General features: G+C 58.0%; 17 protein-coding genes. 8 read left to right on the forward strand and 9 right to left on the reverse strand.

The window, feature by feature from the left end:
• From Q674_RS28200 to Q674_RS28210, 3 genes are all read left to right on the forward strand, one after another.
• Entirely contained in the window at positions 1 to 735 is a 735-nt protein-coding gene (locus tag Q674_RS28200) for a 16S rRNA (uracil(1498)-N(3))-methyltransferase (protein ID WP_023008556.1), read from the forward strand.
• Between the two features lie 152 nt (positions 736 to 887).
• Positions 888 to 2117, forward strand: coding sequence for a DUF445 domain-containing protein (locus Q674_RS28205; protein ID WP_023008557.1), 1230 nt, complete (start codon positions 888 to 890; stop codon positions 2115 to 2117).
• A gap of 90 nt (positions 2118 to 2207) precedes the next feature.
• The gene (locus tag Q674_RS28210) at positions 2208 to 3257 is read left to right on the forward strand and encodes an HDOD domain-containing protein (RefSeq protein WP_023008558.1); all 1050 of its coding nucleotides are present in this window, start codon (positions 2208 to 2210) and stop codon (positions 3255 to 3257) included.
• Here the strand turns inward: Q674_RS28210 and Q674_RS28215 are convergent.
• Positions 3240 to 4595 carry a YihY/virulence factor BrkB family protein gene (locus tag Q674_RS28215; protein WP_014422423.1) on the reverse strand — a complete coding sequence of 452 codons (1356 nt, stop codon included), beginning with the start codon at positions 4593 to 4595 and terminating at the stop codon, positions 3240 to 3242. The genes Q674_RS28210 and Q674_RS28215 overlap by 18 nt on opposite strands.
• A gap of 125 nt (positions 4596 to 4720) precedes the next feature.
• The gene (locus Q674_RS28220; protein ID WP_023008559.1) at positions 4721 to 5656 is read right to left on the reverse strand and encodes a D-2-hydroxyacid dehydrogenase; all 936 of its coding nucleotides are present in this window, start codon (positions 5654 to 5656) and stop codon (positions 4721 to 4723) included.
• Positions 5657 to 5730: 74 nt separating this feature from the next.
• On the opposite strand from Q674_RS28220, the gene tmpT reads away from it, so the two are divergent.
• From tmpT to Q674_RS28240, 4 genes are all read left to right on the forward strand, one after another.
• Complete coding sequence (gene tmpT, locus Q674_RS28225) at positions 5731 to 6390, forward strand: thiopurine S-methyltransferase (RefSeq protein ID WP_011786497.1); 660 nt, start codon at positions 5731 to 5733, stop codon at positions 6388 to 6390.
• A 270-nt stretch (positions 6391 to 6660) separates the two neighbouring features.
• Positions 6661 to 8583, forward strand: a complete 1923-nt coding sequence (locus Q674_RS28230; RefSeq protein ID WP_011786498.1) for a PrkA family serine protein kinase — start codon at positions 6661 to 6663, stop codon at positions 8581 to 8583.
• 20 nt (positions 8584 to 8603) lie between these two features.
• Complete coding sequence (locus Q674_RS28235; RefSeq protein ID WP_023008560.1) at positions 8604 to 9899, forward strand: YeaH/YhbH family protein; 1296 nt, start codon at positions 8604 to 8606, stop codon at positions 9897 to 9899.
• Positions 9896 to 11455 carry a SpoVR family protein gene (locus Q674_RS28240; protein WP_011786500.1) on the forward strand — a complete coding sequence of 520 codons (1560 nt, stop codon included), beginning with the start codon at positions 9896 to 9898 and terminating at the stop codon, positions 11453 to 11455. The genes Q674_RS28235 and Q674_RS28240 overlap by 4 nt, the downstream gene beginning before the upstream one ends.
• Here Q674_RS28240 and Q674_RS28245 read toward each other — a convergent pair.
• The 3 genes from Q674_RS28245 to Q674_RS28255 are packed head-to-tail and all read right to left on the reverse strand — an operon-like array spanning position 11422 to position 13840.
• Positions 11422 to 12783, reverse strand: a complete 1362-nt coding sequence (locus tag Q674_RS28245) for a sensor histidine kinase (protein WP_023008561.1) — start codon at positions 12781 to 12783, stop codon at positions 11422 to 11424. The two genes, Q674_RS28240 and Q674_RS28245, sit on opposite strands and share 34 nt — an antisense overlap.
• Positions 12783 to 13454 carry a response regulator transcription factor gene (locus tag Q674_RS28250; protein WP_023008562.1) on the reverse strand — a complete coding sequence of 224 codons (672 nt, stop codon included), beginning with the start codon at positions 13452 to 13454 and terminating at the stop codon, positions 12783 to 12785. Before Q674_RS28250 ends, Q674_RS28245 begins: the two co-directional genes overlap by 1 nt.
• On the reverse strand, positions 13454 to 13840 hold the full coding sequence (locus Q674_RS28255) for a PepSY domain-containing protein (protein WP_051993040.1): 387 nt from the start codon (positions 13838 to 13840) through the stop codon (positions 13454 to 13456). The genes Q674_RS28250 and Q674_RS28255 overlap by 1 nt, the downstream gene beginning before the upstream one ends.
• 149 nt (positions 13841 to 13989) lie before the next feature.
• Between Q674_RS28255 and Q674_RS28260 the strand changes: the two genes are divergently transcribed.
• Complete coding sequence (locus tag Q674_RS28260) at positions 13990 to 14454, forward strand: hypothetical protein (protein WP_023008564.1); 465 nt, start codon at positions 13990 to 13992, stop codon at positions 14452 to 14454.
• 52 nt (positions 14455 to 14506) lie between these two features.
• On the opposite strand, the gene Q674_RS28265 is transcribed toward Q674_RS28260, so the two are convergent.
• The 4 genes from Q674_RS28265 to Q674_RS28280 form a co-directional block, all read right to left on the reverse strand.
• On the reverse strand, positions 14507 to 15865 hold the full coding sequence (locus Q674_RS28265) for a TrpB-like pyridoxal phosphate-dependent enzyme (RefSeq protein WP_031210004.1): 1359 nt from the start codon (positions 15863 to 15865) through the stop codon (positions 14507 to 14509).
• A gap of 101 nt (positions 15866 to 15966) precedes the next feature.
• Complete coding sequence (locus tag Q674_RS28270) at positions 15967 to 16704, reverse strand: LrgB family protein (RefSeq protein ID WP_022990872.1); 738 nt, start codon at positions 16702 to 16704, stop codon at positions 15967 to 15969.
• Positions 16697 to 17077 (reverse strand): CidA/LrgA family protein, encoded by a 381-nt coding sequence (locus Q674_RS28275; protein ID WP_011786507.1) that lies wholly within the window; start codon positions 17075 to 17077, stop codon positions 16697 to 16699. Before Q674_RS28275 ends, Q674_RS28270 begins: the two co-directional genes overlap by 8 nt.
• Positions 17078 to 17080: 3 nt before the next feature.
• Complete coding sequence (locus tag Q674_RS28280; protein ID WP_023008566.1) at positions 17081 to 17974, reverse strand: bile acid:sodium symporter family protein; 894 nt, start codon at positions 17972 to 17974, stop codon at positions 17081 to 17083.
• Positions 17975 to 18185 lie beyond the last annotated feature (211 nt).

Here is an 18185-nt window from a genome sequence, read left to right on the forward strand (position 1 = left end):
ATGAGAATCCCGCGTATCTTCACCGACAGCCCCCTGGCTGTCGGCAGCCAGTGCCAGCTGGACGACAACGCCGCCAACCACGTAGGCCGGGTCCTGCGCATGCAGGCAGGCCAGGCACTTCTGCTCTTCAACGGGGACGGTCATGACTATCACGCCACCATTACCGAAGCCGGAAAGAAACACGTGCTGGTGGCAGTCACGGAAGCCGCTGAAAACGAAACAGAATCGCCCCTCAGAGTAGTACTGGCACAGACCCTGTCCAAGGGCGACCGCATGGACTACGCCGTACAAAAAGCGGTGGAAATGGGCGTGAGCGAAATCGTGCCACTGACTACCGAACGCTGCGACGTCAAACTCAAAGGCGACCGGGAAGACAAGCGTCTTCGCCACTGGCAACAGGTTGCCATCAGCGCCGCCGAACAGTGCGGCCGTGCCAGGGTTCCGGAAATACAGCCGGTTATGACCGTGCAACAGTGGCTGGAACACGCCCGGGCCTGTGACTTGCGCCTGGTGCTACACCATCGCACCGAACGGTCCCTGAACACCCTCGAAAAGCCCTCCAGCATCGCCCTGATGATCGGCCCCGAAGGCGGCCTGACCGCTGAAGAAATTGCCCTGGCCGAGGACAACGGTTTTCTGCCCGTTGCCCTGGGCCCCCGGGTACTGCGCACCGAAACTGCACCCGTTGCCGCCATCGCCCTGTGTCAGTGGCTCTGGGGGGATATCGGCGCCTGAGACAGCCGGGTGACTATTCATGGCGTCACGTCCTGGCATCCCAGTCATTGACAGAGCTGTCAGTGAACAACATTATCTTGTCTGACAAAAAGTGGGCGGGAGTGCCACCTTGTATGGGCGCCTGCACCCAAGAAAACAATTAAGAGCCCAGGATGATAAACCTACTTACCAATCCGGAATTTTGGCAATACCTCAGCATTCCCGTGATCGCCGCCCTCATCGGCTGGAGCACCAACTGGCTCGCCATCAAAATGACCTTCTATCCGCTGGAGTTCATCGGCAAGCCGCCGCTTCTGGGCTGGCAGGGCATTATCCCCTCCAAAGCCCGCAAAATGGCCGCCAAAAGTGTGGATGCCACCATCGCCAAAATCGGTACCGTTCAGGAAATCTTCGAACAGATCGACCCCAAAGTCCTGGCCGCCCACATCATCTACACTGTCGACCCCCGCATTGAGGAATATGTCGACGAACTCATGCTGCGGGAATACCCCACCTTCTGGGAAAACCTGCCCGCCTCGGCCCGCAAAATGGTCTATGACCGGGTACGCAAATCCACCCCGCAACTGGTCGACAACCTGGTTGAAGACATCTCCGACAACATTGAAGACCTGCTCGACATCAAAGGCATGGTCATCGAGCGCCTGGCCCGGGATAAAAAGCTGCTCAACCGGATATTTCTGGAGTGCGGTGACGTGGAGTTCCGCTTCATCATCAATTCCGGCCTCTACTTCGGCTTCCTGTTCGGCATTATCCAGATGGGAGTCTGGTACCTGTACCCGGCCATCTGGGTGTTGCCTCTGTTCGGGCTCCTTGTGGGCTGGGCCACCAACTGGATTGCGCTGAATGTAATCTTCCGGCCCCTGCATGAACACAAGGTCGGCCCTCTGCGAATCCAGGGCCTGTTCCTCAAGCGCCAGCCAGAAGTGGCAGAATCCTTCTGTCATATCGTGACCCACGAGATACTGACCGTGGGCAACATCATCAATGCCATCCTCGAAGGACCCAAAGGTGACCGCGCCCGCAACATGGTGAAAAAGCACATCAAACCGCTGGTGGATGAAACCGCAGGCATGGGCAAGGCCCTGACCCAGATGGCATTCGGCCCCACGGGTTTTGCCACCCTGAAAAATCAGGTGGGTGAAAAAGCCATCGCGATATCCCAGAGTTCCTTCAACAACCCCGTGTTCGAGCGAGACCGGGCCCGGGCAGTGGAGTCCATTATGGTGGAGCGGATGAATGCCCTGTCTTCGGAAGAATTCCAGGATCTGCTGCGCCCGTGCTTCCAGGAAGACGAGATCAAACTGATCCTGGTGGGCGCCTTCCTGGGTCTGGTGGCCGGTGTGTGCCAACTGGTCTTTGTCTTTGGCGAGTCCTTTTTCTGATCGTTGTCAGGGCTGGGCAGGGTTGCATTACGCTACTATACTGGCCAGATAACCAGTCCATTCTTTATACACGCTATGCGGAGGCAAGGGATGCCGGGCTTTTTTTCCTGGATATCAGGTCTGTTCAACAGCACTCAATCCGTCCCACAGGCTGCCTCCGAAACCCGGCTTTTTAATCCTTCCAGCACCAGCCAGCCCGGCAATAGCAACGATGAAGGCGACATTGTTGGCCAACTGGAAGACCACCTGTTCACCTGGCTGCTTGATGTGGAACCCGCGCGCCTTCGTGCCGGCACAGATAGTGGCGAAAAGGAACTGGCCGAGCTCGAGCGGCGCCTGCAAATGAACGAAATGGAAGAACTGCCCAGGAAGCCTGGCAGTTTACCCATGCTGATGCGAGCACTGTCCAATGAAGCCACCGAACGCAAAGAGCTAACCCGCATCATTCTGAGTGACCCGTCACTGACCGACCAGTTGCTCCAGGTGGCCAACAGCCCCTACTTCCGCCCGAATGAACACGTCATAGAATCCGTTGACCAGGCGGTGTTCGTGCTGGGTGTGGACGGCATCCGGAACGTGATTGCGGCGGCGGTGATGCGCCCCATGATGGCGGCCAGGAACAGTCGGGAAGCGCTGTTCGCACAACGGTCCTGGCGCTGGGGCCTGACCTGCGCACGGGCGGCGGAAATGATTGCGAAGATTCACAGGGATGACACCAGCGCCCACTTCATGGTCGGCCTGTTGCCAGCCTTGGCCTACATCACCATTCGCCGGGAACTGGGGCGTATCTGCCGCACCAAAGGCTCCGGCAATGAACCGGAACCGGCCATACTGAGACAGGCTCTGGCCCGTTATCAGTGGGCCACCTGCCAGTTACTGGCCAATGTCTGGAATCTGCCACCCAAATACCATGCCTGGCTGCTGTCGGCGGAACGGCCGGCGCCGCGGCAGGCCCACTCCGCACTGACCGACGGCCTGCTTCTGGGCACCCGGGAAGTGCTGCGCCATGCCCGCCAGAGGAACCTGTCAGAAGAGAATCTGATTCGTATTGTGCACCTGTCCCCGGAGCAACTGGGCAGGGTACGTACGGTATTGCTCAGAATGCTCCAGGAAGGCAAAAGCTCACAGGTTCGGACCTGACTCCGGTGCTTTGACAATATCCGCACCGGGCGGTGTACCGGCATTCAGCAGGCTGGCAAAGCTGACATCGTCACTGGTGGGCGCAAGATCGATCAGTTCCCTCGGCATGGCCCCGGCAGGCAGGCGATCCACCACCCGGTCTTCGTCCTTGCGCACGGCCCGCAGCACGCTACCGACCGTAATCAGATCCAGTGTTCGCCCTGGAACCAGCTGATCGCCATCGCGCCCCGCCAGATTCAGCAACCCGGCGCGTATCAGCTTGTCGCTGATCTTGCGGGTGACTTCGCCGGGAATCCGCAACTGCTGCTCCAGAGACTCCTGCTGAGGCGCCGGTTCACCGCGGCTGAACGGCTTGGCCACCATCCACATCAGGGCAAGCCCTACCCGCTCCTGCAATTCCGGCGCCAGCTGGACATTCCGGCGCTTGGCTACGGCCCCCGGGTTTTGCAGATAGAAAGCCAGACTGGCGCCAAGCAGCAGGATCATCCAGTTCAGATACGTCCAGATCAGCAGAATGATACCGACCGCAAAACCGGAGTAGATGGCCGCATACTTGGCCGAGCCGGCCACGAACGAGGCAAACAGCATGCCGCCAGCCTGCCAGGACACGCCGGCCACCAGCCCGGCGATAAACGCGTAGCGCAGCTTCACCCGGGTATTAGGGATAAAGATGTAAACAAAGGTGAACGCGCCCACCACCAGGAAAAACGGTGTAAACCGACTGGCAAGGACAATCAACGAACCAAACGGTTCGATGGCCATAAGATTCTGCGCGATTTCTGAAGAGAAGATGGTGGCGGTTACCCCGATAGCCGAAACCATCAACAAGGGGCCTACCATGATGACGCTCAGATAGTTACTGAAACGCTGCGCCATGGAGCGCATTTCCGGCACCCGCCAGATCATGTTGAACGAGCGCTCGATTTTCTGAACCAGGGAAATGACGGTGTACACCAACAGGGCCAGACCCACCGAGCCCAGCACACCGACTTTCATATTATCGACAAAACCCAGGATTCGCTCAGCCACCTCCACACCCTGTGGGCCCATCGGCTGGAAGAACTGGTACAGGAATGGCTCCATGCGCTGGTGCACACCCAGCGCTTTCAGCACGGAAAAGCTCAGGGCGAGCAGCGGCACAATGCTGAGCAACGTGGTGTAAACCAGGCTCATGGCGTGCAGTGTCAACTGACCACTGATCACATCGCGGATCAGGGCATAAGCCGAGCGCCCGGATTTATACAGCCAGGTCCAGGGCCAGGTCTGCGGTGGGTTGGAATTGGACAGTATCCAGTCTTCAGCAGCCTGCAGCCGCTCTTTCATCTGGGTGGAAGCCACGTAACATCCTGCTTGTCAGTGTTTCTTCAAGCTTATCAGGCAGCTGTCAGTAAACAACCCGGAAACCGGGTATTTGTTGTACACCCGGACAAATCCTCCTGATGGTGGGCTTCCTTCACCCGACTTCAGGTAACCGACGCCAGATTACGCGCCGTAATCTCCACAATTCGCTGCCGCGCCTCCTGGCTCGCCCAGGCCGAGTGCGGGGTTAAAATCAGGTTTGGAACATTGTCTGCCAGCAGCGGATTACCATTGCGGGGAGGTTCTTCGGTTAACACGTCAAAGCCCGCACCGGCAATATCGCCATTCCTCAAGGCGTCAGCCAAAGCCGATTCATCAACCAAGCCGCCCCTACTGGTGTTGATCAGCAGTGCCGACGACTTCATTAAACCCAGTTCCCGGGCGCCAATCATGTTGCGGGTTTCTTCTGTCAGCAGGCAGTGGAGTGATAGCACATCAGCCTGCACCAACAGGTCATCCAGCGGAATTCGCGGGTAGCCATCCACCTCGCCAGGCTCTTGGCCGGGCCGGCAGCCGAGGACGATGTTCATGCCAAACGCCTTTGCCCGTTCCGCCACACCCTGGCCAAGATCGCCGTAGCCGACAATGCCCAGAGTTTTGCCTTCCAGCTCCATAATCGGGTAGTCCATCAGGCAGAACATATCGCTTTTGGCCCACTGGCCATTGCGGGCACCCCGGTTGTAATCCAGCAGCCGGGTGGCCAGTGCCAGGATGAGAGCCATGGTGTGCTGGGCCACGGTGGAACGGCCATAATTGGTAACGTTCATTACCTTGATGTCGTGGGCCTTGGCCGCCTCCAGATCGATGTTATTGAGACCGGTTGCCACCACCGCGATGGTCTTCAGTTCCGGGCAGGCTTCAAAATGTTCGCCGTTCAGCACCACCTTGTTCACCAGCACCGTATCAAAGCCCTGGATTCTTTGAATCACCTGCTCCGGGTTGGTGCGCGGGTGGCAGGTCAGTCCACCGGCAATGTTTTCAATGGGACTCAGATCCACATCCTCGCCCAGTGTTGCGGCATCCAGAAAAACGGCTTTCATACTTTTCTCCTGACTCATCGACCCCACAGATTAAGGTAGACTGAGGAAAACGATCAATCTCCGGGAGGCTACCCATGGAACACGAATTCTGGCACGAACGCTGGGCAAAAGACCAAATCGGCTTCCACGAAGGCACGGTTAATCAGTACCTGCATGACCACTGGCCCGAACTGGCAGGCAACGGCACCGACGCCGTGTTCGTTCCCCTGTGCGGCAAGGCCCATGACATGTGGTGGCTGCACGATCGCGGACATCCGATTATCGGCGTGGAGTTAAGCGAGGTTGCCTGCAAGGATTTTTTCGAGGAAGCGCAGGAGAAAGCCAGCGTTCACCCGGGTGAACCCTTTACCACCTTCCGCCATGACGACCTGCAGATCTGGTGTGGGGATTATTTCCAGCTGGTGCCGGACGACCTCAAACACATTCGCCTGGTGTACGACCGGGCTGCCCTGATCGCCCTGCCCCCGGAAATGCGCAAGAGCTATGTCAATCATCTCACCGCTATTATTCCGGACGACACCAGAATCCTGCTGATCACGCTGGATTACGACAGCTCGGAAATGCAGGGCCCGCCGTTCAACGTTACCGACGACGAAGTGTTCAGGCTCTACGGTGAGGATTATGAGATCAACCAGGTGCTGAAACGGGACATGGCCCGTGACAACCCGTTTGCCAAACGCCGGGGCCTGAGAAACGGCGCCACAGAGAGTGTTTTTACCCTCGTCAAGAAATAACCTTTGATCATGGGCGGTAAGTCCTTTGTGTCCCGTCTGGCTTACCGCCCGTAACATAATTTAATGAACCTAATTTGACTGCTCACTGTCCAACCTCCGAACTCTGAACTAAGCTCAGATTAAGCAGGCCGGAAACCTCCGGATAACGTATACCTGCTTAACACCATCCCATTCATTCCTTAACCAGACACACCGCCGGGACAGGCGGCGAAACAGCAACGGGGACATTGCGTGAATTTATAACAGGCAAGAGTAAGCGAGGGGCCATCTATGAGCATTCTGCAGCACTTCAAAGATCGGTATGAACAGACTCAGGAGGAGGAATACTCCCTTGAGGAATACCTGGAGATCTGCAAAAAGGACCCAACGGCATACGCCACCGCCGCGGAGCGGATGTTGATTGCCATCGGCGAACCAGAACTGATCGATACCTCCCGTGACCCCCGCCTGTCACGCATCTTCTCGAACAAAGTCATCAAGCGTTACCCGGAATTCGACGAGTTTTACGGCATGGAAGATGCCGTCGAAAACATCGTTTCGTTCTTCCGCCACGCAGCCCAGGGTCTGGAGGAGAAGAAGCAGATTCTCTACCTGCTCGGCCCCGTTGGCGGCGGTAAGTCTTCCCTGGCCGAGAAACTCAAGGCCTTGATGCAGAAGGTCCCCTTCTACGCCATCAAAGGCTCTCCGGTAAACGAAAGCCCGCTAGGCCTGTTCGACCCGGCCGAGGATGGCCCGATTCTGGAAGAGGAATACGGCATTCCCGGCCGCTACCTGAAAAACATCATGTCACCCTGGGCAGTCAAACGCCTGCATGAGTTTGGCGGCGACATCAGCCAGTTCCGGGTGGTTAAACGTTACCCCTCCGTGCTGGACCAGATCGGTGTATCCAAGACCGAGCCGGGCGACGACAACAACCAGGACATCTCGGCCCTGGTGGGCAAGGTCAACATCCGCATGCTGGAGGACTATTCCCAGGATGATCCGGATGCCTACAGCTTCAGCGGCGGCCTGTGCAAAGCCAACCAGGGGCTGATGGAGTTTGTGGAAATGTTCAAGGCACCGATCAAGGTGCTGCACCCGCTGCTGACAGCCACCCAGGAAGGCAACTACAACACCACCGAGGGCATGGGCTCGGTGCCCTTCGACGGCGTGATCCTGGCCCACTCCAATGAATCCGAGTGGCAGACGTTCCGCAACAACAAGCACAACGAAGCCTTCCTGGACCGGGTGTACATCGTCAAGGTGCCCTACTGTGTGCGGGTCACTGAAGAGATTGAAATCTATCGCAAGCTACTGAAGCACAGCTCACTCTCCGGAGCGCCCTGCGCACCTGACACTCTTGATATGCTGGCCCAGTTCTCGGTGTTGTCGCGGATCAAGGAGCCGGAAAACTCCAGCATCTTCTCCAAAATGAAGGTATACGACGGCCAGAGCATCAAGGACACCGACCCCAAGGCCAAGTCCATCCAGGAGTACCGGGATGCTGCCGGGGTGATGGAAGGCATGGACGGTCTGTCTACCCGCTTTGCCTTCAAGATCCTGTCAAAAGTATTCAATTTCGACACCACCGAGATTGCCGCCAACCCTGTTCACCTGCTCTATGTGCTGGAAAAGCAGATCGAACAGGAACAGTTCCAGCCGGAGTTGCAGGAAAAATACCTGCGCTTCATCAAGGAATACCTGGCGCCCCACTACGTCCAGTTCATCGGCAAGGAAATCCAGACGGCGTATCTGGAAAGCTACAGCGAGTACGGCCAGAACCTGTTCGACCGCTATGTCACCTATGCCGACTTCTGGATTCAGGATCAGGAGTTCCGGGACCCGGAAACCGGCGAGATTCTGGACCGTTCCTCCATCAACGACGAGCTGGAGAAAATCGAGAAACCAGCGGGCATTTCCAACCCCAAGGACTTCCGCAACGAAGTGGTCAACTTTGTGCTGCGGGCCCGGGCCAACAACGGTGGCAAGAACCCGTCCTGGCTCAGCTATGAGAAGTTGCGCAGCGTGATCGAGAAGAAGATGTTCTCGAACACCGAAGACCTGTTGCCGGTGATTTCCTTCAATCCGAAGGCCAGCCAGGAAGACCAGAAGAAGCACAAACAGTTTGTGGAACGCATGGTTGACCGTGGATACACGGAGAAACAGGTTCGCTTGCTTGCCGAGTGGTACCTGCGCGTCCGGAAATCCCATTAACGGCCAGCGGGAGCAGTACCATGGGTATGACCCACATTGTTGACCGGCGCCTGAACGGCAAGAACAAGAGCGCAGTGAACCGGGAACGGTTCCTGCGCCGTTACCGCCACCACATCAAGAAGGCGGTGTCGGATGCCGTGCAAAAGCGCTCCATCACCGATATCGAACGGGGCGAGAAAGTAAGCATTCCCGCCCGGGATATTGACGAACCCATCTTCCACCATGGCCACGGTGGCCGGCGAGAGGTGGTGCACCCCGGCAATCAGGAATGGGTGGCCGGGGACACCATCCCCAAACCCGAGAGCGGCGGTGGCCAGGGCCAGGGGCAAGGCCAGGCCAGCCCAGACGGAGAAGGCATGGATGAGTTCGCCTTCCAGATTACCCAGGAAGAATTCCTCGACTTCCTGTTCGACGATCTGGAGCTGCCCAATCTGGCCCGGAAAAAACTCAAGGACACCGAAGCCTTCAGCTATGTTCGCTCGGGCTTTACCACCCAGGGTGTGCCCGCCAAGCTGGATGTAGTGCGTTCCCTTCGGGGCGCCCACGCCCGGCGTCTGGGCCTGGGCGGTGCGCGCAAGAAAAAGATCCGGGACCTGGAAAAACAGCTCGAGGCGCTGAAAAGCGCGCCGAATGATCTCGATCCGGCCTTCAGCCATGAAGACCAGATCAAGGTGCTGGAAGAGGAAATCGCGCGGCTGAAAGCCAACGTCAAACGCATTCCTTTCATTGACGAGATCGACCTGCGCTACAGGCAACACCTGAAGCAGCCCAAACCCGCCACCAGTGCGGTGATGTTCTGCCTGATGGATGTATCCGGTTCCATGACCCAGATGCACAAGGACATCGCCAAACGCTTCTTTATCCTGCTGTATCTGTTCCTGAAGAAAAACTACAAGAAAATCGAAGTGGTGTTTATCCGCCACCACACCAGCGCCAAGGAAGTGGACGAAGAAGAGTTCTTCTACAGCCGGGAAACCGGGGGCACCATTGTCTCCAGCGCCCTTAAACTGATGCACCGGATTGTCGAAGCCCGATACTCGCCAGCGGAATGGAACATTTATGCCGCCCAGGCGTCCGACGGCGACAACTGGAACGACGACTCACCCATCTGCGGCAAATTGCTGTCTGAGCGAATCCTGCCACTGGTTCAGTACTACTCCTACATCGAAATCACGCCCCAGGATCACCAGATGCTCTGGTACGAATACGAGAAAATCATGGAGCAGTTTCCCCAGAGCTTCGCCATGCAGCAGATTGCCGATCCTGGCGACATTTACCCGGTCTTCCGACAGTTGTTCGAGAGGAAAGCGGCATGAGCAGCCTGATTGATCGCCCGAACGCACCGGAGAGCGAACAACCCAAGGCAGGTAAGCCCATTTCCACCAGTTCGGAATGGACCTTCGAACTGATCCAGAAATACGACGAGGAAATTGCCAAATGCGCCGCCGAGTTCGGACTGGACACTTACCCGAACCAGGTTGAAGTGATTACCGCCGAGCAGATGATGGATGCCTACAGCTCCGTCGGCATGCCGGTGGGCTATCATCACTGGTCCTTCGGCAAGCAGTTTCTGCAAACCTCCAAGGGCTATCAGCGGGGCCAGATGGGGCTGGCCTATGAGATTGTGATCAATTCCAATCCCTGTATCGCCTACCTGATGGAAGAGAACACCCTGCCCATGCAGGCCCTGGTGATTGCCCACGCCAGCTATGGCCACAACTCGTTCTTCAAGGGCAATTATCTGTTCCGTACCTGGACAGACGCCAGCGCCATCATCGATTACCTGGTGTTTGCCCGGCATTATGTGTCGGAGTGCGAGGAGCGACACGGCGTGGATGCCGTGGAAGAGATTCTCGACTCCTGCCACGCACTGATGAACTACGGTGTAGACCGCTACAAGCGCCCTGCCCCGATTTCGGCCGCCGAGGAGGCCCGCCGGCAAAAGGAGCGGGAGGAATACGAGCAACGCCGCATCAACGATCTGTGGCGAACCATCCCCAAAGCAGAGGACGACGGGGACCCGGTTCGCCGCAGGCCCCGATACCCGGAGGAGCCTCAGGAAAACCTGTTGTACTTCATCGAGAAAAACGCGCCGTTGCTGGAAACCTGGCAGCGGGAACTGGTACGCATCGTGCGCAAGCTGGCCCAGTATTTCTATCCACAGCGCCAGACCCAGGTGATGAACGAGGGCTGGGCCACGTTCTGGCACTACACGTTGTTGCACCGGTTGTACGACAAGGGGCTGGTGAACGATGGCTTCATGCTGGAGTTCCTGCAAAGCCACTCCGCCGTGGTATACCAGCCCCCGTTCAACAGCCCATGGTATTCCGGCCTGAACCCCTACACCCTGGGTTTCTCCATCTTCACCGACCTTAGACGTATCTGTGAAAACCCTACCGATGAGGACCGGGAATGGTTCCCGGACATCGCCGGTACAGACTGGCTGGAAACCCTGCATTTCGCCATGCACAACTTCAAGGACGAGAGCTTTATCCAGCAGTTTCTCTCACCGAAGGTGATGCGTGACCTGAAGCTGTTCGCCATCGAAAGCGACGATCGGGAAGACCACTACACCGTCACCGCCATTCACGATGAGCCCGGTTATCGTGCGCTGCGGGAAAAGCTGGCGCGCCAATACAACCTCAGTTACCGGGAGCCGAACATTCAGGTATGGAGTGTGGATATTCGCGGTGATCGTTCGTTAACCCTGCGACACATCCCGGTAGACCGGGTGCCGCTGGGCAACGAAACTGATGAAGTGCTGAGGCACGTACATCGGCTCTGGGGCTTTGATGTACACCTGGAAAGCGTGGATGAAGGCACGCTGGTGGAGGAGCATCACTGCCCGCCGCGGGCCTTGGACGATGAGTGAGATGGAAAGCGCACACTGGCCTGTAACCCTCCGAGGGGAGATCGGGCCAGGGTCAGCGTGCCGCCATACAGTTCAGCCAGCTCTTTGACGATCGCCAGGCCCAGACCGGAACCGGACCGGGTTTCATCCAGCCGGGTGCCCCGTGTCAGAGCCTGCTCGATATCGGCGTCAGACAGGCCAGGGCCGTCATCCTCCACCATCAGCGCCAGACCATCCGGCAAGCCTTCAACCCGAAACGTTACCTGACTTTCCGCCCAGTTGATGGCATTTTCCAGCAGATTGCCCGCAATTTCCTGTAAATCCTGTTGTTCAAGCCGAACCGCGCCCGTATCGCCCAGGTCGCTTTCGAGGGTAACGCCACGGCGTTGCGCGAGAGTATTGAGTGCCGACAGCACCGGCTCCAGGGTTTCACCAAGATCCACACGCCCCAGGGCGGCCGGTCCGGCCGCTGAAGCCCTGGCCAGATGATGGCGCACGGCGTCATCGATGCGGCTCAGTTCGGTACGGAAAGCGGTTCTCTGCACCGACGGCAAACGATCACTCAGGGTGGTAAGCACAGATACCGGCGTTTTCAGGGCATGGGCCAGGTTGCCCGCAGCCGAGCGCCCCCGCTCAATCAGTATCTGATCCCGCTCAAGCACCTGATTCATGGCCTCGGAGAGCCGCGCAAGTTCTTCGGGCAGATCACTGGTCAGTGAACGGGTCTGGCCGGACTCCATGGCCCGGAGATCCCGCTCCAGACGCCGAAGCGGTGCAAGGCCCCAGCGGATCTGCAACCCGATCATCACCAGTAACAGCGTACCGAGCGTGGTCAGCGAAACCACCAGCAACCGGTTGAAGCGCGCAACCTGGGCATCCAGCTCCGCCTGGTCGGCCGCGACAGACACCGATAACCAGCCTTCGAAAGCCGGTAACTGGACATCCCGCTCCACTATCCGAAGTGTCTGGCCGCGCGGCCCCGGGGCCTGGGCCCAGTCCGGCCCCCGGCCACTGATCTGTGGCAGTCGCTGGTCCCACAATGACCGGGAGGTGATCACCCGCCCGCTGTTGTCGTTGACCTGCCAGTACCAGCCGGAATACACCCGCTCGAAGCGCGGATCGCCCAGTTGCGGGCCAGGGGTCAATTCACCGGTCTGAGGGTCAGACTCAATGCCGGCAATGACCACATTCAGGAACGATAACAGGCGCTCATCAAAGGACTGGCTCAGGGTCTGGCGAAAGTTCCAGGCCAATACGGTACCGGCCAGCGGCAACACCACCAGGACCAATACCAGAGCAGACACCAGCATCCGCAGCGCCACCGGCCAGCGGCGCAGACGTGTCAGCATCAGGATGGTTCTCCGTGGCCGTTCATGCGATAGCCCTGGCCACGGATGGTCTCGATAGCCTGGGCGCCGAGTTTGCGCCGCAACCGGCTGACCTGGACATCGATAACATTGGAATCCGGCTCCTGGTCGCCGTCATAGACATGTTCGGACAACTCTGTGCGGGACACGATTCTGGGCGCGGCGTGAACCAGATGCGATAGCAGCCTGAACTCCTGGGCCGTGAGTGAAACCGGCATACCAGAGCGGGTGACCTGCCCGGCGTGGGTATCCAGAGCAATGTCACCCACGGTAATCACCGGGTGGGCGTGGCCGTGGGACCGGCGCACCAGGGCCCGTAGGCGGAACAGGATTTCTGCCGTTTCAAAGGGCTTGGTGACATAGTCATCGGCACCGGCAGAGAACCCCGCAGCTTTATCGGACCAGCGCTCCCGGGCGGTCAGAATCAGCACCGGGAGATCAATACCCCGCTCCCGCCAACCGGCCAGCCACTGGGTGCCATTGCCATCCGGCAAGCCCAGGTCCAGCACCACCGCATCGTAACGTTCGGTGCTCACCAGAAAGTCGGCCGTGCGGCCTTCCCCAGCAACTTCCACCAGCAGCCCGGCATCCCTCAAGCTACCGGCCAGCCCTTGTGCCAGCGCGGCATCGTCCTCCACCAGAAGAATCTTCATCAGCGTTTCATGCCCTGGATATTCCTGCCCTCTATTTCCAGAACCTCTCCGGTCCGTGCATTGATCTCAAACTCCACCACCTGGCCTTCCGGGCCCAACAACTCGATCTCGTAGAGGATCTCACCATCGTCTTTCTCGATATCCACATCGATCACGTCTCCACGCCAGTCGCGGGCAAGGCTGTCCAGGATTTCGCTCAGGGGTTTGATACGGCCGGCCTCAACCTCGTGGTGCAGGCGCCGCCAGTCGTCATCATCATCGGCACAGGCCACCTGGGCAAACGGCAGCGGGCTCACCGCAAACAGAGTCAGCATCAATACCCGGAACACCCTGCGTGAAAACCGGTCTGCGGGTAACAGCGATGAATGTAAACGAGGTCTGGTCATGGTGTTTATGGTGACAAAAGCCAGATGAACGAATCATGAATGAGCCTATCACGATGCTGAAAGCCCTGCCCCGTTAATCTGGGCTCAAGCTGGTAGCCAACCGGGCAGAACCGGCAGTTTTTCAAACACAGACAAGCAAGGAGAACGCCATGAAAAAGACTCTGACCATCGCGCTGATCAGCGGCCTTGTCGCAGCCCCCGCAGCCTTCGCCAAAGGCAGCTTTGACGATGCGGACCGCATGCTTCAGGTTGGCAACAACTACGGTATCAGCCATTTCCAGAGCATCGAATTTGACGACGACCATGATAATGAAATCGAGCTCGAAGGCTGGATGGGCCAGGACTGGTTCGTGGAACTGGACCTGAACGGCAACGGCGAGATCGACCGGGAGCAGCGCCGCAAAGCCAAAGCCGAACTCTACGGTGTGAGCGCGGACGATGTGCGCTCTTATCTGAAAGCCGCTCAGCAGCAGGGAATGGCCACTATTGAGGAACTAAAGGTCAATCGCAATGGCGACATTGAAGTGGAAGGCGATGATGAAAACGGTGCGGAACTGGAATTGAAGTTCCGGATCGGAAGCCTGGAGCCATTGAAGATCGAAAGGGACAAGTGAGCAGGAGGCCGCCACCCGGTCAGGCACAGTGCCTGACCGGGGGCAAGTTCAATCAGACGCTGACCGAGGGCAGCCCCGACAACGCCATAGCCAGCTCCTGCTCGCCGTACTCATGGTCGCTCAGTTCACCGGCAAAATACGAGGTATAGGCCGCCATATCGAAATGCCCGTGACCACAAAGGTTGAACAGGATCACTTCCTCCTTGCCCTCGCGCTTGCACCGCAACGCCTCGTCAATCGCACCCTTCACGGCATGATTGGCTTCAGGAGCCGGTACGATCCCTTCGTTGCGTGCAAACAGGACACCCGCCTCAAAGCACTCGCGCTGAGTGTAGGAAACAGCATCGAACAGTCCCAGCTCCTTGGCGTGCGACACCATCGGAGCCATGCCGTGATAGCGCAGGCCGCCAGCATGGAATCCCGGCGGTGTAAAACCTGATCCCAGGGTATGCATCTTGGTGAGTGGTGTCATTTGTGCCGTATCGCCGTAGTCATAGGCGTATTTACCTCGGGTCAACGTCGGACACGCTGAGGGTTCAACCGCGACAATCCGGGACTTCTCCCCTCCTCTCAACGCATGGCCCATGAACGGGAAAGCAATACCCGCGAAATTAGAGCCGCCACCGGTGCACCCAACGATCACGTCTGGCCAGCAATCGGCCATCTCCATCTGTTTCATGGACTCCAGGCCGATTACGGTCTGATGCAACAGGACATGGTTCAGCACGGAACCCAGAGCATACTTGGTGTGCGGATCCTGAACGGCCAGCTCCACCGCCTCGGAAATCGCAATACCAAGACTGCCGGTGTGGTCGGGGTTTTCCCCCAGCACCCGACGACCAAACTCCGTCATTTCTGATGGCGAAGCCACGCAGTTAGCCCCGTAGGTCTCCATCACCGCACGGCGATAGGGCTTCTGGTTGTAGGACACGCGAACCTGGAACACGGTCACATCAATGTCGAACAGGGAGCCTGCAAACGACAGCGAGGTCCCCCACTGACCAGCACCAGTTTCTGTCGTCAGACGCCGAATACCGGCCTCCCGGTTGAAAAAGGCCTGCGGAATCGCGGAATTGGGCTTGTGACTGCCCGCAGGACTACCACCCTCGTACTTGTAGAAGATCTTGGCCGGGGTGCCCAGGGCTTTTTCCAGCCGATGCGCCCGAAACATGGGCGCCGGCCGCCACATCCGATAAACATCGCGAACGGGCTCCGGAATCTCCACTTCCCGTTCCGTAGTCATTTCCTGTTCAATCAGCGACGCAGGAAACAATGGCTCCAGATCCGTTGGACCGACCGGCTGCTTTGTTCCCGGGTGGAGGACGGCCGGCAGGGGTTCGGGGAAATCCGCCTGCAGGTTGTACCAATACCTGGGCATCTGTTCTTCGTCGAGCAAGAACTTGGTTTGCATGGTGTTAAGACCCTGATGTTGTGCCAATGATTGGCTGAGCATAGCCATTCCAGACAGACATAAAAAGAGTGTAAAGCGGCACCCCGGAAAGAACTGCGCGTTTACATGGGCAACCAGTTTTCCAGCATGTCCACCAGCCAGGGCACGAGCAGCGCCGTGGCGAATGCCGAAAGCGCCATGGCCAGGCCTGAAAACGCGCCCATCTGGGAACTGACCTGGAATGCCCGGGCGGTACCAATACCATGGGCCGCCACGCCCATGGCAATCCCTTTTGCGGTGTCATCTTTCACGCGCAACCATTCAAACAGTTTGGTGCCCAGCACCGCACCGGTAATTCCGGTCAACACCACCAGCACCGCCGTGAGCGACGGCAAACCACCAATCTTCTCGGAAATACCCATGGCCACCGGTGCCGTTGCCGATTTAGGCGCCAGCGACATCTGGATTTCCAGGGAACCCCCCAACAACCTTGCCAGGCCCACCGAACTGCCAGCAGCAATAACCACCCCACTGATCAACGATATCGCGACCGGCAACCAGAGTTGACGGAGCCGTCGAAACTGCTGATACAGAGGAACCGCCAGTGCCACCGTTGCCGGCCCCAGCAGAAAATGCACGAACTGACCGCCCTCAAAGTAATCGCTGTATGAGGTGCCCGTTGCCAACAACAGGAGAATCAGCATCGCCACCGAAGTAACGACGGGATTGGCCAACGGGTTGGAATGTGTTTTCAGATAGAGCCGGTAGGCCAGCCCGTAGGCCACCAGAGTAATGGTCAGCCCTAGCAGTGGCGACGCCGACAGGTAGACCCAGATGTCGCGCAAACCCGGTTCATTCATGCTGCCCACCTTGTTCTGAAACGGAACGGACAAACCAGCGCGTCGTCAGTTGCATAATCAACGCCGTGGCAACCATGGTGATCACCGTGCTCAGAAACAGAGCCAGGGTGATCGGCAGCCACTCATCCGCTATACGCCCGAAATGCGTCATCATCCCCACGCCCGCAGGCACGAAGAGCAGTGACAGATGGCTCAGTAACGCGCTGGAGGCCTCGCTCAGGGAATCCGGGGCACTACCTCGGATCATCAAGGTAACGAACAGCATGACCATGCCAAGCACCGGCCCGGGAATCGGCAGCCCGAGAAGTCGTACCAGAATCTCGCCTGTCAGTTGATAAACCAGCAGTAACGTCACACCGTTCAGAAACTTCATGAATCAGGATTCCCCGTCTGCATGTGCCACATTGCTTTTGGGAATCACCTTCCGGCCATACATTGCCAGCAGGAATCCAATGGGGAACATAAGCACACCGTAAACGGCAGCGGGAATCGACATGGTGCTGGACTCCAGCAACGTGAGGGTGACCATCAAACCAATGGTGCCGTTCTTCACACCGAGTTCCACCGCCACCGCCAGGGATTCCCGCTGGGTCAGTCCGGCCACCCTGCCCGCCAGCAGGCCCAGGGCGATACCAGCGACATTGAGAGCGATAGTGGAGGGGCCTGCCTGCTTCAGCAGATCCCACATCTGGTCCCGAACGCCATAGAGCAGCGCCACAATCAGCACTGCCAGCACGATGCCACCAAAGATGCTGACCAGGCTCTCAGCCTTGCGCGCAAGCTCCGGCTTGCGGGTTCGCACCAGCATGCCAATGGCCACCGGCAGCAGAACAATAACCACCAGCATGGCAATGGTCTTGCCCACCGGCAGCGAGATGTTCTCTTCCGTGCCCATGAAATGCTGCAGCGCCATGTTGGTAAACAGTGGCAGGGTAAGAATGGTGATCAGGCTGGCGGAGACCGTCAGCACGATGGAAAGCGCAATATTACCCCGGGCCAGAAGCACAAACAGGTTGGACGTGGTACCTCCGGGGCAAGCCGCGATGATCACCAGACCAACGGCAATGGCCGGCGCCACACCGAACAGATAAGCCAGCCCGAACGCCACCATCGGCATCAGGAGAATCTGGGCGAAGGTGCCCACAATCATGCCCTTCGGATACACCGCCACCTGGCGAAAATCCCTCAGGGTAAGCGTCATACCGATACCGATCATGATAATGAACAATGCGATCGGCAAACCTGCCGAGATCAGCGGGCTGGATTCCACAAAGCCTCCGAATATTCTTGTTGTTAGTTCCTATGGCCTTAGAAATTAGCACACGAACCTTCTGACCGGGAGCCCGGCTTCGCGACATTATGTAACCGTGAAACCCTGCAAAAAGATGGGAGCCCAATCCCGGTTTTGATCGTGTGAACCTACCGATATCAGTATACTTGCAGGAAACAACCAAAACACAAATGACTGGCGGAGAATGACA

Origin of the sequence: Marinobacter sp. EVN1, from assembly GCF_000475375.1 — a bacterium.
GTDB lineage: Bacteria > Pseudomonadota > Gammaproteobacteria > Pseudomonadales > Oleiphilaceae > Marinobacter > Marinobacter nauticus.

Bases quoted from the DNA above. Each gene is read 5' to 3' on its own strand.
- Q674_RS28245 (WP_023008561.1), bottom strand. From the start codon at position 12,783: ATGCTGACACGTCTGCGCCGCTGGCCGGTGGCGCTGCGGATGCTGGTG.
- Q674_RS28210 (WP_023008558.1), top strand. From the start codon at position 2,208: ATGCCGGGCTTTTTTTCCTGGATATCAGGTCTGTTCAACAGCACTCAA.
- Q674_RS28275 (WP_011786507.1), bottom strand. From the start codon at position 17,077: ATGAAGTTTCTGAACGGTGTGACGTTACTGCTGGTTTATCAACTGACA.
- Q674_RS28265 (WP_031210004.1), bottom strand. From the start codon at position 15,865: ATGCAAACCAAGTTCTTGCTCGACGAAGAACAGATGCCCAGGTATTGG.
- Q674_RS28270 (WP_022990872.1), bottom strand. From the start codon at position 16,704: ATGAATGAACCGGGTTTGCGCGACATCTGGGTCTACCTGTCGGCGTCG.
- Q674_RS28260 (WP_023008564.1), top strand. From the start codon at position 13,990: ATGAAAAAGACTCTGACCATCGCGCTGATCAGCGGCCTTGTCGCAGCC.
- Q674_RS28220 (WP_023008559.1), bottom strand. From the start codon at position 5,656: ATGAAAGCCGTTTTTCTGGATGCCGCAACACTGGGCGAGGATGTGGAT.
- tmpT (WP_011786497.1), top strand. From the start codon at position 5,731: ATGGAACACGAATTCTGGCACGAACGCTGGGCAAAAGACCAAATCGGC.
- Q674_RS28255 (WP_051993040.1), bottom strand. From the start codon at position 13,840: ATGACCAGACCTCGTTTACATTCATCGCTGTTACCCGCAGACCGGTTT.
- Q674_RS28250 (WP_023008562.1), bottom strand. From the start codon at position 13,454: ATGAAGATTCTTCTGGTGGAGGACGATGCCGCGCTGGCACAAGGGCTG.
- Q674_RS28235 (WP_023008560.1), top strand. From the start codon at position 8,604: ATGGGTATGACCCACATTGTTGACCGGCGCCTGAACGGCAAGAACAAG.
- Q674_RS28200 (WP_023008556.1), top strand. From the start codon at position 1: ATGAGAATCCCGCGTATCTTCACCGACAGCCCCCTGGCTGTCGGCAGC.
- Q674_RS28230 (WP_011786498.1), top strand. From the start codon at position 6,661: ATGAGCATTCTGCAGCACTTCAAAGATCGGTATGAACAGACTCAGGAG.
- Q674_RS28205 (WP_023008557.1), top strand. From the start codon at position 888: ATGATAAACCTACTTACCAATCCGGAATTTTGGCAATACCTCAGCATT.
- Q674_RS28240 (WP_011786500.1), top strand. From the start codon at position 9,896: ATGAGCAGCCTGATTGATCGCCCGAACGCACCGGAGAGCGAACAACCC.